The 14,756-nt window shown below is 73.5% G+C and carries 14 protein-coding genes; 8 read left to right on the plus strand and 6 right to left on the minus strand.

Annotation, left to right across the window (positions count from 1 at the left end):
• Positions 1-108 precede the first annotated feature (108 nt).
• Positions 109-912 (minus strand): sugar phosphate isomerase/epimerase family protein, encoded by an 804-nt coding sequence (locus ACF07N_RS13320; protein WP_383328151.1) that lies wholly within the window; start codon positions 910-912, stop codon positions 109-111.
• Positions 913-971: 59 nt separating this feature from the next.
• Between ACF07N_RS13320 and ACF07N_RS13325 the strand changes: the two genes are divergently transcribed.
• Positions 972-1,181 carry a hypothetical protein gene (locus ACF07N_RS13325; protein WP_392111857.1) on the plus strand — a complete coding sequence of 70 codons (210 nt, stop codon included), beginning with the start codon at positions 972-974 and terminating at the stop codon, positions 1,179-1,181.
• A 182-nt stretch (positions 1,182-1,363) separates the two neighbouring features.
• The gene (locus ACF07N_RS13330) at positions 1,364-1,894 is read left to right on the plus strand and encodes a DUF6584 family protein (RefSeq protein ID WP_392111860.1); all 531 of its coding nucleotides are present in this window, start codon (positions 1,364-1,366) and stop codon (positions 1,892-1,894) included.
• A gap of 67 nt (positions 1,895-1,961) precedes the next feature.
• Here ACF07N_RS13330 and ACF07N_RS13335 read toward each other — a convergent pair whose 3' ends face one another.
• A complete protein-coding gene (locus ACF07N_RS13335; RefSeq protein WP_392111863.1) occupies positions 1,962-2,900 on the minus strand; it encodes an amidohydrolase family protein in 939 nt (312 codons plus the stop codon).
• A gap of 158 nt (positions 2,901-3,058) precedes the next feature.
• Positions 3,059-4,108 (minus strand): LacI family DNA-binding transcriptional regulator, encoded by a 1,050-nt coding sequence (locus tag ACF07N_RS13340; RefSeq protein ID WP_383339724.1) that lies wholly within the window; start codon positions 4,106-4,108, stop codon positions 3,059-3,061.
• Between the two features lie 277 nt (positions 4,109-4,385).
• Here ACF07N_RS13340 and ACF07N_RS13345 point away from each other — a divergent pair, with 277 nt between their 5' ends.
• Genes ACF07N_RS13345 through ACF07N_RS13355 form a run of 3 tightly spaced genes read left to right on the plus strand, consistent with a single transcriptional unit; the run spans position 4,386 to position 7,536 of the window.
• Positions 4,386-5,537, plus strand: a complete 1,152-nt coding sequence (locus ACF07N_RS13345) for a Gfo/Idh/MocA family protein (protein WP_392111866.1) — start codon at positions 4,386-4,388, stop codon at positions 5,535-5,537.
• Positions 5,534-6,703, plus strand: a complete 1,170-nt coding sequence (locus tag ACF07N_RS13350; protein ID WP_392111869.1) for a dihydrodipicolinate synthase family protein — start codon at positions 5,534-5,536, stop codon at positions 6,701-6,703. The genes ACF07N_RS13345 and ACF07N_RS13350 overlap by 4 nt, the downstream gene beginning before the upstream one ends.
• 35 nt (positions 6,704-6,738) lie before the next feature.
• Positions 6,739-7,536 carry a sugar phosphate isomerase/epimerase family protein gene (locus tag ACF07N_RS13355; RefSeq protein WP_392112412.1) on the plus strand — a complete coding sequence of 266 codons (798 nt, stop codon included), beginning with the start codon at positions 6,739-6,741 and terminating at the stop codon, positions 7,534-7,536.
• Here ACF07N_RS13355 and ACF07N_RS13360 read toward each other — a convergent pair.
• Complete coding sequence (locus ACF07N_RS13360; RefSeq protein ID WP_392111872.1) at positions 7,428-8,507, minus strand: EamA family transporter; 1,080 nt, start codon at positions 8,505-8,507, stop codon at positions 7,428-7,430. The two genes, ACF07N_RS13355 and ACF07N_RS13360, sit on opposite strands and share 109 nt — an antisense overlap.
• Before the next feature lie 90 nt (positions 8,508-8,597).
• Here ACF07N_RS13360 and ACF07N_RS13365 point away from each other — a divergent pair, with 90 nt between their 5' ends.
• The 3 genes from ACF07N_RS13365 to ACF07N_RS13375 all read left to right on the plus strand — a co-directional run bounded on the left by ACF07N_RS13365 (position 8,598) and on the right by ACF07N_RS13375 (position 12,705).
• Positions 8,598-9,515, plus strand: coding sequence for a LysR family transcriptional regulator (locus ACF07N_RS13365; RefSeq protein ID WP_392111875.1), 918 nt, complete (start codon positions 8,598-8,600; stop codon positions 9,513-9,515).
• Positions 9,516-10,093: 578 nt separating this feature from the next.
• Complete coding sequence (locus ACF07N_RS13370) at positions 10,094-11,929, plus strand: glycoside hydrolase family 3 protein (protein ID WP_392111878.1); 1,836 nt, start codon at positions 10,094-10,096, stop codon at positions 11,927-11,929.
• 113 nt (positions 11,930-12,042) lie between these two features.
• Positions 12,043-12,705 carry a hypothetical protein gene (locus tag ACF07N_RS13375; RefSeq protein ID WP_392111880.1) on the plus strand — a complete coding sequence of 221 codons (663 nt, stop codon included), beginning with the start codon at positions 12,043-12,045 and terminating at the stop codon, positions 12,703-12,705.
• Between the two features lie 89 nt (positions 12,706-12,794).
• Here ACF07N_RS13375 and ACF07N_RS13380 read toward each other — a convergent pair whose 3' ends face one another.
• Together ACF07N_RS13380 and ACF07N_RS13385 are read right to left on the minus strand one after the other, a co-directional pair.
• A complete protein-coding gene (locus ACF07N_RS13380; protein ID WP_392111883.1) occupies positions 12,795-14,225 on the minus strand; it encodes a S28 family serine protease in 1,431 nt (476 codons plus the stop codon).
• Between the two features lie 85 nt (positions 14,226-14,310).
• Positions 14,311-14,703, minus strand: a complete 393-nt coding sequence (locus tag ACF07N_RS13385; protein ID WP_383328185.1) for a hypothetical protein — start codon at positions 14,701-14,703, stop codon at positions 14,311-14,313.
• Between the last annotated feature and the right edge of the window lie 53 nt (positions 14,704-14,756).

The raw sequence follows: 14,756 nt of genomic DNA on the forward strand, positions 1-14,756 counted from the left end.
GGGACCGCCGGGGGGAGGGTCCTGCGGAGCGCCGTACAAGTGAGCACGGAACCGCACGCGTTCACACGCGGCACACGTCCGTGCCCGGCGCCCTCGCCGGCGCCGGTGCTACGCCGACTCGTTCAGCAGCCTGCTCAGGTGTGCGCGGCCGGGGCCGAGCAGGTCCGGCAGCGGGGCCGCGCCCTCGTACCAGCGCTTCTCGTACTCCCAGCACAGCCAGCCGTCCCAGCCGTTGCGGGAGAGGATCTCGACGCACTCGGCCAGCGGCAGGACGCCCTCGCCCAGAGGCAGGGGGGTGGTGTCCTCGGGCGAGGCGATGTCCTTGACCTGGACGTAGCCGAGGTGCGGGGAGAGGGCCGCGTAGGACTCGGAGGGCTGTTCGCCGCCGAGCCAGGTGTGCATCACGTCCCAGAGCGCGCCGACCTGGCGGTGGCCGACGAGGCCGAGGACGCGCATGGCGTCGGCCGCGGTGCGGTGGGAGTCGTGGGTTTCCAAAAGGATGCGGACGCCGAGGTCGTTCGCGTACTCGGCGGCCGTGCCCAGGCGACGGGCGGCCGTCGCGTCGGCCTCGTCGGGGGTCTGGGCGTCGGGATCGCCGCCGGGGAGGACGCGGACGTACGGGGCGCCCAGGTCGCGGGCCAGGTCGAGGAGGGCACGGAGCTCGGCCAGGACGGGCTCGTCGTCGCCGGGCGCGGCGACCCGCGCGTAGCCCGCGAGGCCGAGGAGCTCTACGCCCGAGCTCTTGAACTCGGCCGCCACCTCGGCCCGCCGGGCCGCGTCGAGGCCGGGGTGGACCGGTTCCTCGGGGTGGGTGCGCAGTTCCACTCCGTGATAGCCGTGGGTGGTGGCGAGCCGCAGCACGTCGGACAGGGGCAGGCCGGGGACACCGAGGGTGGAGAACGCCAGCTTCATGTGGACGGACCCTACCTGGCACCCCCGTCGGTGACTCCCTTCCGCCCCCCGGGTGTTGCGTGAAGATCCAGTCGCCGGTCCTGGCCGGTCAGGTCCTGCCCGAAGGAGCGGTGCGGCTGCTCCGCGACCAGGACGAAGCCGTGCCGCCGGTAGACGCGGCGGGCCGCGCCGGGCACGTCGTCCCGGACGCACATCACGCAGCCGACCGGACGGCCGTCCAGCTCGGCGATCCAGGTCCGCTCCCGGCGGGGGTCGTGTTCTCGGCGTAGTCGGCGACGATCCGGGCGACCAGGGCCTCGTGGTCGGCGCCCGCTACCCCCTCACCGAGTCCCGCGTCCTGCACGAGCTCGCCCACGCGTCCCGCACGGACACCGCCGACCTGCGGGTCCGGCTGCACCGCGGCCGGGAAAGCAGGTCGCCGGCGAGCGGCGCGGTGTCCGATCATGAGTCCATGCCCGTGAGAGAGACACTCGCCCAGGTCGACGCGGACCTTGCCGCCGGCCGGATCCCCCTGGCGCGCCAGCGTCTGCGCGGCCTTGTCTCGTCCTTCCCACAGGACCTGACGCTCCGTCGGCGTCTGGCGGAGGTGTACCGCCTCTACGGCGACGCCGCCGAGGCGGGGCGCTGGTCGTATCTCGACGAGGACCGCGACGCCGACGAGACGGCCGCCTTCGAGGCACGGTACGCCGCGCCCGGGTGGCGGATGAAGGCCCTCGCCTGGCGCGGCCCCGAGGAGACGGCAGGCACCGCGTTCGCGCGCAAGCAGCTGGCCGCCGTGCGAACCGCCTGCGCCGGGGAACTGGGGCACGCCGTCGACTGGGACGATCCCGCCTCCTACGAGAAGAGCCTGGAGAAGGACCGCGAGGAGGCACCGCCCGAGCCGTGGACCGTCGGCAGTGTGCTGGCGGGCGCCGGCTGCCTGATCGCCGCCCTCGCGTTCGTGGCGATCTGGGTGAACGGCCTGATCGCCCTCTTCGACTGAGGGACGCCCCGCGGGGTGCCCGGCCGGCCGGTGGCCGCCGGCCTAGGCGCGCATAGTGCCACCCTCCTCAAGACGTCTCCAGCCCGAACAGCTCCGCCGCGTTGTCGTGGCACACCGCCCGCAGCCACTCCTCGCCCAGGCCCAGCCGTTCCAGGGCGTGGAGCTGGTGCAGGTACGGATAGGGGATGTTGGGGAAGTCGGAGCCGAGCAGGATGCGGTCGCCGAGGGCGGCGAAGCGGGGCAGGGCCCGGCGCGGGTACGGCATGAACCCCTCGGTGAAGTCGGTGAACGCCATGGTCGTGTCCAGCCGGACCTGGTCGTGGCGCTCGGCGAGGTCCAGGAACTCCTCGTACTCGGGCATGCCCATATGGGCGACGATCAGCCGGAGTCCGGGGTGGCGCGCCAGCACCCGTGCGACGGGCTCGGGGCCGGTGTGCTTGCCGGGGGCGGGCCCGGACCCGCAGTGGATCACCACCGGGACGCCGGCCTCGGCCAGCACGCCCCAGGCCGGCCGGAGCAGGTCGTCGGCCGGGTCGTAGTCGCCGACCTGCACATGCGCCTTGAACACCCGCGCGCCCGCTTCGACGGCCTCGCGCACGTACGTCTCGACGCCCGGCTCGGGGAAGAGGGTGGCGGTGTGCAGGCAGTCGGGGGTGCGTCGGGCGAAGCCGGCCGCCCAGCCGTTCAGCCACGCCGCCATGCCGGGCTTGTGCGGGTACAGCATCGAGGTGAAGGCCCGGACACCGAACTCCCGCAGCAGGGCCGCCCGTTCCGACTCTGCCTTCCGGTACGTGATCGGCCACTCCAGTCCGCCGATCAGCGGGCCGTTGGCGTCGAAGTACTCCCAGACCTTGCGCAGCACCCGCTCGGGCATGAAGTGCGTGTGCACGTCGACGAGCCCGGGGATCCCGAGCCGCTCCCAGAAGCGGCGGATGCTCGCGGCTTCCCCGGGGCCGCCGGTATCCGAACGGCGTCCGTCCTGCCCGCCGTCCCCTGTCCCGGCCATGCCGTATCCCCTCCGACCCGTTCCCCGCTGACACCGACACCGACGCCGACACCGACGTCCATGCCGACACCGACGTCCATGCCTGGCCGGCCAACCGCGCACATCCCGCCCCGGCACGACCAGGGCGGCCACGCCCGGCCCCCACAGGCCGCAGCGTCTCAAGAAGTGCGCGGCGCCCCGCTGGACCCCCGCACCATCAACTCCCCGCGCACCGAGGCGATCCCCCCGGGCGGCGCCTCCTCGCGTCCCATCGCGATCCGCCCGGCCCTGGCCCCGGCCTCCGCCAGCGGCAGGCGCACCGTGGTGAGCGAGGGCACCGCGTCGATGCTGAACGGCAGGTCGTCGAAGCCCGCCACCGACACGTCCTCCGGGATCCGCAGCCCGGAGTCCCGCAGGGCCGCGCACGCGCCGAGCGCGACCGAGTCGTTCGCCGCGACCACCGCCGTCAGCGACGGGTCCCGGCGCAGCAGCTCCAGGGTCGCCTCGTAGCCGGAGCGGCGGTCGTAGCGGCCGTGGACCGTCCAGCGGGGGTCCTCCTCGATGCCGTGGGCGGCCAGGGCGGCCCGGTGGCCCTCCAGCCGGTGCCGGGTGGTGGTCCGCTCCTCGGGGCCCGCGATGTAGCCGAGCCGCCGGTGGCCGAGCCCGATCAGGTGCTCGGTGAGTTCCTGCCCGCCGCCGCGGTTGTCGAAGGTGAGCGCGATGGCCCCGGTGTCCGGCGCCGGCGGGCGACCGCACAGCACGACCCGCGTCCCGGCGTCCGTCAGCTTGCGCACCTTCGCGTCCATCGCGGCCCGGTGCGCCGCGTCCTCGATGGCCCCGCCGGTCAGCACCACGGCCGCGGCCCGCTGCCGCTGCAGCAGCGTGAGGTAGGTCAGCTCGCGCTCCGGGGAGCCGCCCGTGTTGCAGACCACCGCGAGCCGCTCTCCGCCCGCGCGCCCGCCCGGCCCGCCGATCTCGGCCTGGATGGCGCTCGCCATGATCCCGAAGAACGGGTCGGCGATGTCGTTCACCAGGATCCCGACCAGGTCGGAGGTGGCGGCGGCCAGGGCGCTGGCCGGCCCGTTGAGCACGTAGTCCAGCTCGTCGACGGCCTTGAGCACCCGCTCGCGGGTGGAGGCGGCCACGGGGTAGTTGCCGTTCAGCACGCGCGACACCGTCGCGGGCGAGACCTGCGCGCGGGCCGCCACGTCCGCCAGGGTCACCGTCATCTCGTCGTCCTCCGGTCGCGCATCTCGTCGTCCGCCCTCGTACACACCCAGGCCCGTGGCCGTGGTTCCGAGCAGACCTTAGCCCCGGACCCCGGGTTGTTCGCCCCCTCGAACAACTCGTCCTGGTCACGGTCTTGTCCGGACCGCCGTCAGAGGCTAGCTTCTTCCTGGATAGAAAGCGCTTGCTGTCACGTTCACCAGTCCACGGACGGTTCACCGGCTCCCCGGTGACGGGTGGGGCGTACGCGGCGCGACGACCGCGTACGAAGGGAACGACGTGACACGCAAGACGGTGCGTATCGCCATGAACGGCGTGACCGGGCGCATGGGCTACCGCCAGCACCTGGTCCGCTCCATCCTCGCCCTCCGTGAGCAGGGCGGACTCGACCTCGGCGACGGCACCGTGCTGTGGCCCGAGCCGGTGCTGGTCGGCCGCCGGGAGCACGCGCTGCGGACCCTGGCCGAGCGGCACGGTCTGGAGCACGTCTCGACCGACCTGGACGCGGTCCTCGCCGACGAGACGGTGGACATCTACTTCGACGCCCAGGTCACCTCGGCCCGCGAGGAGGCCATCAAGAAGGCCGTGGCGGCGGGCAAGCACATCTACACCGAGAAGCCCACGGCGACCGGCCTGGAGGGCGCCCTCGACCTCGCCCGGCTGGCGAACGAGGCCGGCGTCCGGCACGGCGTCGTCCAGGACAAGCTCTTCCTGCCGGGCCTGCTCAAGCTGAAGCGCCTGATCGACGGCGGCTTCTTCGGCCGGATCCTGTCCGTGCGCGGCGAGTTCGGCTACTGGGTCTTCGAGGGCGACTGGCAGGCCGCGCAGCGCCCGTCCTGGAACTACCGCGCGGAGGACGGCGGCGGCATCGTCGTCGACATGTTCCCGCACTGGGAGTACGTGCTGCACGAGCTGTTCGGCCGGGTGAAGTCGGTCCAGGCCATCGCCACCACGCACATCCCGCAGCGCTGGGACGAGAACGGCAAGCCCTACGACGCCACCGCCGACGACGCCGCCTACGGCATCTTCGAACTGGAGGGCGGCGCGATCGCCCAGATCAACTCCTCCTGGGCCGTGCGCGTCAACCGCGACGAGCTGGTCGAGTTCCAGGTCGACGGCACCGAGGGCTCGGCCGTGGCGGGCCTGCGCAACTGCCGTGTCCAGCACCGCTCCGCCACGCCCAAGCCGGTGTGGAACCCGGACATCCCCGCCACCGAGGTCTTCCGCGACCAGTGGCAGGAGGTCCCGGACAACACCGAGTTCGACAACGGCTTCAAGGCGCAGTGGGAGCTGTTCCTCAAGCACGTCTACGCCGACGCCCCCTACCACTGGGACCTGCTGGCCGGTGCCCGCGGTGTGCAGCTGGCCGAGCTGGGCCTGAAGTCCTCGGCCGAGGGCCGCCGTCTCGACGTTCCGGAGATCTCGCTGTGACCATCCGACTCCCCGGACCGGGCGGGGCGCTGCGCGTCTACGAGCCTCGCACCGAGCCGCTCGCCGTGACCCCCGGCACGCCCTTCACCTCCCGCACGGTCTTCTCGGCGGCGCACGTCGTGGCCGATCCGTACGCGGACGTCTCCCCCGGCTCGCCCGCCGCCGTCGACTGGGACGCCACCCTCGCCTTCCGCCGCCACCTGTGGTCGCACGGTCTCGGCGTCGCCGAGGCCATGGACACCGCCCAGCGCGGCATGGGCCTGGACTGGGCGGGCGCGGCGGAGCTGATCCGCCGCTCGGCGGCCGAGGCGAAGTCGGCCGGCGGCCGGATCGCCTGCGGCGTGGGCACCGACCAGCTGCCGGCCACCGAGTTCGGCCACCCGTACGGCCTGGCGGAGATCCGGGCCGCCTACGAGGAGCAGCTCGCCCTCGTGGAGGAGTCCGGCGCGCAGGCGATCCTGATGGCCTCGCGGGCGCTGGCCGCGGTCGCCAAGGGCCCGGAGGACTACCTGGAGGTCTACGGGCATCTGCTGCGGCAGGCGTCCGAGCCGGTGATCCTGCACTGGCTCGGCCCGATGTTCGACCCGGCGCTGGAGGGCTACTGGGGGACCACGGACCTGGACGCCGCCACCCGGACCTTCCTGGACGTCATCGCCGCGCACCCCGACAAGGTCGACGGCATCAAGGTCTCCCTGCTGGACGCGGAGCGGGAGATCGGCATCCGCCGCCGCCTCCCGAAGGGCGTGCGCTGCTACACCGGGGACGACTTCAACTACCCGGAGCTGATCGCGGGCGACGACCAGGGCTACAGCCACGCCCTGCTCGGCATCTTCGACCCGCTGGGCCCGCTCGCCGCCGAGGCGGTCCGGGTCCTGGACACGGGTGACGTGCGGGGCTTCCGGGCGCTGCTCGACCCCACGGTCGGGCTCTCCCGCCACCTCTTCCGGGCCCCGACCCGCTTCTACAAGACCGGGGTGGTGTTCCTGGCCTGGCTGGCCGGGCACCAGACGCACTTCACCATGGTCGGTGGCCTGCAGTCGGCCCGGTCGCTGCCGCACCTCGCCACGGCGTACGAACTGGCCGACGCACTGGGGCTGTTCCCGGACCCGAGGCTGGCCGAGGAGCGGATGAGGACGTTGCTGAGGGTGTACGGGGTGGAGCAGTGAGCGCATCCGGGCTGGACCGTTTCTCCATCAACCAGATGACGGTGAAGCAGCTGTCACTGCCGGAACTGGTCGAGGCCTGCGGCGAACTGGGCGTGGGCCACGTCGGCCTGTGGCGCGAGCCGGTGCAGGCACACGGCCTGGAGGCCACGGCGAAGCTGGTCCGGGACGCGGGCCTGACGGTGACAACGTTGTGCCGGGGCGGGTTCCTCACCGCGATCGACCCGCGGGAGCGGGCCGGGGCGCTGGCCGACAACCGCCGGGCGGTCGACGAGGCGGCGACGCTCGGCACGGACACCCTGGTCCTGGTCTCGGGCGGGCTACCGGCGGGCTCGAAGGACCTGCACGGGGCGCGCGAGCGCATCGCGGACGCCTTGGCGGAGCTGGGCCCGTACGCCGAGCGGCACGGCGTCCGGCTGGCGATCGAGCCGCTGCACCCGATGTTCGCCTCCGACCGCTGCGTGGTGTCCACGCTGGCCCAGGCCCTGGACCTGGCGGAACGCTTCCCGGCGCGGCAGGTGGGCGTCACGGTGGACACGTACCACATCTGGTGGGACGACACCGCCCCCGCGCAGATCGCCCGCGCGGGCCGGGGCGGCCGTATCCACACCTTCCAGCTCGCCGACTGGACGACCCCGCTCCCGGAGGGCGTACTGACCGGGCGCGGGCAGATCGGCGACGGCGCGATCGACATGCGCGCGTGGCAGGGGTACGTGGAGGACGCCGGTTACTCCGGGCCGATCGAGGTCGAGCTTTTCAACGACGGCCTGTGGGCGCGGGACGGGCGGGAGGTGCTGGCCGAGACGGCGGCGAGGTTCACCGAGCACACCCGCTGATCCGCCGCCGGCCGCGGGACCGCGCCGGATGCGGCGGGCCCGGTGGCCGGGGTGGAGGGGATGGGTCCCGTGGCCGGGGTGGAGGGGGCAGGGCCGGTGGCCGGGGTGGGCGGGGTGCGGCGCGACGGGAGGGACGTCAGCGCCACTCCGCCCACCAGCAGGGCAGCGGCGCACCACCGCAGCGGGCTCACCTCCTCGCCCAGGAACAACGCCGCCGACGACATGCCGAAGACCGGCACGAGCAGGGAGAACGGCGCCACCGTGGAGGCCGGGTGGTGGCGCAGCAGGAAGCCCCAGACGCCGAAGCCGAAGACGGTCGTGATCCAGGCGACGTAGACGACGGTGCCCACGCCCTGCCAGTCCAGCGCGCGCAGGGCCGCCAGGTCACGGTCGGGGCCCTCGACCAGCAGGGAGAGGGCCAGCAGGGGCAGGACCGGGACCGTGCTCACCCAGACCATGAAGTTCAGGGAGTCGGCGGGGGCGGCCCTGCGGGTGAGGACGTTCGACGCGCCCCAGCAGGCCGCCGCCGCCACGACCAGCGCGAAGGCGCCCAGCGGGCCCGAGGCGCCCTCGTCCACGGCCGCCACGGCGATGCCGGACAGGGCGACCAGCATGCCCAGCAGACGGACGCGGGAGGGGCGTTCGCCCAGGGCCAGGGCGGCGACGGCCGCGGTGAAGACCGCCTGGATCTGCAGAACCAAGGAGGACAGGCCCGCCGGCATCCCGGCGTCCATGCCCACGAACAGCAGGCCGAACTTCGCCACGCCCAGGACGAGACCCACGGCCACGATCCACTTCCAGGCCACCTTCGGGCGGCCGACGAAGAACACCGCCGGGAGCGCCGCCGCGAGGAAGCGCAGGGCGGAGAACAGCAGCGGCGGGAAGTGGTCGAGGCCGATCTCGATGACGGTGAAGTTGACGCCCCAGACGGCGGCGACCAGGACGGCGAGAGTGAGGTGTGCGGGGCGCATGCCCCGAGCATCGCGGTCCCGCATCATGAAGCACCAGCGATGATTCCTGCATGGTTGGATGAAGCATCGCTAAGCAGAGTGGGAGGGCCGATGCTCGATCTCCAGCGGCTGCGCGCCCTGCACGCCGTCTCCGTGCACGGCACCGTGGGCGCCGCCGCCGTCGCGCTCGGGTACACGCCCTCCGCCGTGTCCCAGCAGATCGCCAAGCTGGAGCGGGAGACCCGGACCGTGCTGCTCGAGCGTGAGGGCCGGGGTGTCCGGCTCACCGACGAGGCTCGTCAACTCGCCGCCACCGCACAGGAGTTGCTGGCCATCGTGGAGCGGGCGGAGACCGCGCTGGAGGAGCGGCGGGGGCTGCCGGCAGGACGGCTCACCGTCGCCGCGTTCGCCTCGGCGGCGCGCGGGCTGATGCCGGGCGTCCTGGCCGAGCTGGGCCGCAGGCACCCGGCCCTGGACGCGCGGCTCACCGAGGTGGACCCGCATCTGTCCGTCGACCTGGTGGCGAAGGGTGCCGTCGACCTCGCCGTCGCGCACGACTGGGACATCGCGCCCCTGCCCGCTCCTCCGGGGGTGGAACAGGCGCTCATCGGGGACGACCTGTGCGATCTGCTCGTGCCCGAGGGACATCCCTTCGCCGGGCGGGAGGCGGTGCGGCGCGAGGAACTGGGCCGGGAGCGCTGGATCTGCCAGCCGCCGGGCCGGGTCTGCCACGACTGGCTGCTGCGCACCCTGCGGGCGGCCGGGCACGAGCCGGACATCGTGCACCAGGCCGACGAGAACCCCACGCTCGTCGCCCTCGTCGCGGCCGGGCTGGGCGTCGCCCTCATCCCGCGGCTGGGACGCGGCCCGCTGCCCGCGGGCGTGGTGGAGGTGGCCCTCGACCCGATGCCGGTACGGCGGCTGTACGCGCTGTGGCGGACCGGGGCGGCCCGGCGGCCCGCCATCGCCGAGACCGTGCGGGTCCTCACCGGGCAGTGGCCGAAGGCCTCGGCCCACACGCCCCGCTGATCCCGCCCACCCGTTGCGGCGGCGCCCGAGCGGCACACCCCGCCGCGCGTCCGGCCTCCCCGGCGGCACCCGCCGGGAAGGAGACCGGCCCTGGAGCCGTAGGCCGGGGGCCGCGCACGCCGCGGATGTGCGGCCCCCACACCACGCGTCCGGCCGTCGACGGCACCCGCCGGGGAGGAGACGGGCCCGGGAGCCGGAGACCGAGGGCCGCGCGCGCCGCTCGTGACGCGGCTCGTCCGCCCCGCCTGCCCCTGCCCCCTCCCCCGCCCCGACTTGGCGGAATCGGGGCCGGATCGGGAACCCGGGCCGGACCCGGGCCGTCCCATCGCAGGCCGCCGGAGAGTCACCGCGGTGCGGTGTCGGCCCTCGCTGCTGGCTGCGATCGCTGACCACCCTCTCCGCCGTACCGCGGCCGGCGGCCCCGCCGCCACCGGCGCGTCCCCCTCCAACCGCGCCGGTGGCGGCCCCTCGGTGGTTACTGTGCTGTCCCTTGACCGGAAGAAACTTCCCGGTTATTGGTGATCTCCTGGAAGTTTCCTTCAGCGGATCCCAGCGGATCACCTCCGGAAGGAGCGCACGTGCACGACGACGGCACGGCAAGCACGGGAAGCACCGCACAGCCCTCCAGACGCACCCTCCTCGCCGCGGGCGCCGGCGTCACCGCCGCCCTCGCGGCCGCCGCCCCCGCCTCCGCGGCCGGCACCCCGGACGACTCCGGGCTGCGCGCCCTCATCTCCCGCATGACGCTGGAGGAGAAGGTCGGACAGCTCTTCGTCATGCGGGTCTACGGTCACTCCGCCACCGCCCCCGACCAGGCCGACATCGACGCCAATCTCAAGGAGATCGGTGTCCGCACGGCCGCCGAACTCGTCGCGAAGTACCGGGTCGGCGGCATCATCTACTTCGCCTGGGCGCACAACACCCGCGAGCCGCACCAGATCGCCGACCTGTCCAACGGCATCCAGCGGGCCTCCCTGGGCCTGCCGCGCGGCCTGCCCGTGCTCGTCTCCACCGACCAGGAGCACGGGATCGTGGCCCGCGTGGGCGAGCCCGCCACCCTCTTCCCCGGCGCCATGGCCCTGGGCGCGGGCGGCTCCCGGCGGGACGCCCGCGCCGTGGGCCGGATCGCGGGCGCCGAACTGCGCGCGATGGGCATCCGGCAGAACTACTCCCCCGTCGCCGACGTGAACGTCAACCCGGCCAACCCGGTCATCGGCGTACGGTCCTTCGGCGCCGACCCGCGGGCCGTGTCCGCGCTGGTGGCCGCCGAGGTCACCGGGTACCAGGGATCGGGCGTCGCCGCCACCGCCAAGCACTTCCCCGGGCACGGGGACACCAACGTCGACAGCCACACCGGCTTCCCCACCATCACGCACAGCCGGGAGGTGTGGGAGCGGCTGGACGCCCCGCCGTTCCGGGCCGCCATCGCCGCCGGCATCGACTCGATCATGACCGCGCACCTGATGGTCCCGGCCCTGGACCCCTCCGGCGACCCGGCCACCCTCTCCCGGCCGATCCTCACCGGCATCCTGCGCGAACGCCTCGGCTACGACGGCGTCGTGGTCACCGACTCCCTGGGCATGGAGGGGGTCCGCACCAAGTACGGCGACGGCCGCGTGCCGGTGCTCGCGCTCAAGGCGGGCGTGGACCAGCTGCTCAACCCGCCCGACCTGGACCTCGCGTGGAACGCCGTGCTGGCGGCCGTACGGGAGGGTGAGCTGACCGAGGCGCGGCTCGACGAATCGGTTCTGCGGATCCTGCGGCTGAAGGCGAAGCTGGGGCTGTTCCGCGCGCCGTACGTCCGTCAGGACGGCGTCGAGCGGACCGTCGGGACCCGGGGGCACCTCGCGGCGGCCGACCGGATCGCCGAGCGGACCACCACGCTGCTCGTCAACGAGGGGCGGTTGCTGCCGCTGTCCCGGCGCCGGTACCCCAAGGTGCTGGTGGTGGGGGCGGATCCGGCCTCCCCGTCGGGCACGACCGGTCCGCCCACGGGCGTCCTCGCGGGCGCGCTGGCGGAACTGGGCTTCACGGCCACCGCCCTGCCGACCGGCACCGCCCCCTCCGCGGCGACGATCGCGAGGGCGGTCGCGGCGGCCCGGGACGTGGACGCGGTGGTGGCCGCCACGTACAACGTCACCGCGGGCAGCGGCCAGCAGGCGCTGATCGAGCAGCTCGTGGCGACCGGCAGGCCGGTCGTGGCGGTCGCGATCCGCAACCCCTACGACGTGGCCCGGCTGCCGTCCGTACCGGCCGTCCTGGCCGCCTACTCCTGGACCGACGTCGAAGTGCGCGCCGCCGCCCGGGTGATCGCGGGACGGGCGAGGCCCGTCGGGCGGCTGCCGGTCCCGGTGCAGCGGGCGGATGATCCGGACCAGGTTCTGTACCCGATCGGGCACGGGCTGACGTACTAGACGTACGTCATGGAACGGACGCACCACCCCCAAGGTGCGCAAACCGCCCCGCGTGCCTGGCGTGCGCCCGCCCGCGCGGGCCACGCTGGGCGAGGGTACTCGGGGGGTCGGCGATGCGTGAGAGAAGTGCGGCGGGGGTGGTGTGCGGGCTGCTGGTCCTGGTCGGCGCGCTGCTGACCGGCTGCCAGAGCCCGTCGGGAGGCCTGGCCGGGGACGGCCGGCCGGGTGAGCCGGCCTCCGGGACCGGCCGGACCTCCACGGTGTCGCCGGCGCCGGCGCGGCCGTCCGGGTACGGGGCGGTGTTCCTGGCGGCCGGCGAGTGCAGTTCCTTCGGGACGACCAGCTTCACCGAGGTGCCGTGTGCGGGGGAACGGGCGGCGGCCCGGGCGGTGACGCGGCACGACGGCACGGTCCGCGACGGGCCCCGCTGCCCGGCGACCACCGACTTCGTACTGCACATCAGCGAGCAGCGGCCCTCCTCCGACGAGGACGGCGACGGGGCGGTGCCCCAGGGTTACGCCTGCATGCGCAACCTCCAGCCGCCGCACCCGGGCGACCCGGGCGGCGGGGGCGGACCGCGCACCATCGTCGGCGACTGCGTCTACAGCTCCGGCGACGGCCAGGTCCGCGAGACCGCCTGCGACGGCGAGGGCGAGCGGGCCCCGCAGTACAAGGTGACGCGGGCGGTCCCCACCCGGTCCGACTGCCCCGGCTCGACGGCCCTGTACGTCCGCCTCGGCGGAGACCGGCCCGTGGGGTGCGCCCGGCCGCTGTGAACGGCGGCCGGGCGCGGTGGTCACGGAATCCGTTGGATCACGGGATCCGCGGGATCACGGGATCCGTGGGATCAGGGGACCGTCCGGGATCACGGACGCAGCGTCATCTCCCGCTGCACGTCCCGCTTGTCGAGCTTGGCGTCGAACTTCGCCAGCGGCTTGGCCGCCCGCGGGTCGGCCTGCACCGCGCTCGGGGCGACACCGGCCCAGTCGAGGATGCGGGCGGTGGCGAGCGCCTTCTGCTCGGGCACGAGGCCCGCGACGTTGGCGCCGTGGTTCATGCCCGGGGCGGTGAAGACGTAGGAGTCCTTCGCGCCCTTGCCGAGACGGAACGGTTCCGCGCTCCACGGGTCGTTCTGGCCGTTGACGAAGAGCATCTGGCGCGCGTTGTGCCGCACCCAGGTGTCGACGTCACGCATCGCCTGCGGCTGGAACCGCATCGGGATGTCCCGCGGGACGAAGTTGCGCGGCGGCTGGTAGCCGTAGCGGATGTACTGCTTCTCGATGTGCGGGAAGTGGATCGTCGGCGCGCCGAGCTGGGTGCCGGCCTGGTAGTAGTACGGCGTGTAGTTCGACAGGCCCTGGTCGGCGTAGGCGGAGAAGCCGGAGATGGTGTCGACGGAGGTCCAGATCTCGTCGTCGGTGGCGTTCTTCGCGTCGGCCGGGATCTGGTCGCAGTCGGACAGGCCGCTGTACTGCCAGAAGCCCCACACGTAGTCCAGGACGGTCGCCTCGTAGGCCTTGTCCAGGCTGCCGATGGTGGTGAAGGTGAGGCCGTTCTCCTCGGCGAAGGCGGCGTACTTCCTCTCCAGCGGCTCGCGGCGCACCAGCGCCTCGCGCTGCACGGCGTTCAGCCGGTCGCGGCACTCCTTGGTGCCGACGGTGGCGAAGAAGCGGTCGTAGGCCGAGTCCTCCTTGTTCACGACGTCGTTGGGGGCGACGTACGCGACGACGCCGTCCATGTCGCGCGGGTAGAAGCGCTCGTAGTAGGTGGCGGTCATGCCGCCCTTCGAGCCGCCCGTGGAGATCCACTTCTGGCCGTAGATGCCCTTCAGGGCCTTGAAGACGCGGTGCTGGTCGCTGGCGGCCTGCCAGATGTCCAGCTTCGACCAGTCGGCCGGCTGGGGCCGGGACGGGGTGAAGAAGCGGTACTCCAGGGAGACCTGGTTGCCGTCCACGATCTGCGTGGGCTCGCTGCGGCGGGGCGACGTGGAGACGTTGTAGCCGCTGGTGAAGAACACCGTCGGGCGGGCGACGTCCTTGTGCAGCACGGTGATGCGCTGCTGGAACGTGCCCTGGGACGGCCTGCGGTGGTCGATCGGCTGCGTGTAGTTCAGGACGAAGAAGCGGTAACCCGCGTACGGCTTCTCCTCGACCAGGCTCATGCCCGGTACGGAGAGCAGTCTCTCCTTGATGTCAGTGGTGCCGGCCTCCGGCTCGGCGGCGGTGGCCGCCCCGGCCGTGCTCAACGTGCCTATGAGCACCGTGAGCGCCAGCAGCCATCTGAGCGCCTTGCGCATGCGCACTCCCCTGTGAGACAGATGTGCGCCGGAAGCTAGCGGACCGACTCACCCGAGCACCAGGGGACATGGGGAAAACCCTCGGTCAGCACAGGATCCAGCCGGAGCTGTAACGCCCCGCTCCCACACGGCCCTTGAGCCAGACGCAGCGGCGCCCGGCGTGCACGGTCACCGGACCGGCGTGGTGGGTGTACCTGCCCTCGTCGACGACCGGGCGGTTCCCCCTCGCCTGCACGCTCACCTTCATCGTGCGCTTCGCGCCGGGCCGCTTGGCGAGGGTCACGGCGCACACGTAGCCGCCGCGCTTGTAGACGAGCACGGTGCCGGTGGAGAACGGCAGGGTGCGGACCTTGCGGCCGGGGCAGTACGCGGAGGAGGCGGCCTGCGCCTCGGCCGGGGCCGCCACCGCGAGCAGGCCGGAGGCGGTCAGCACGGCCAGGCCGAGCGCGAGCCGCCGGCGTATCGCTCCACTGTCCACTGTCGTCCTCCCGTACCGCGTCGTCCGCGACCATCGGCGTACGGCAGTACGGA

It is taken from the genome of Streptomyces sp. NPDC015242 (assembly GCF_043079125.1).
GTDB lineage: Bacteria > Actinomycetota > Actinomycetes > Streptomycetales > Streptomycetaceae > Streptomyces.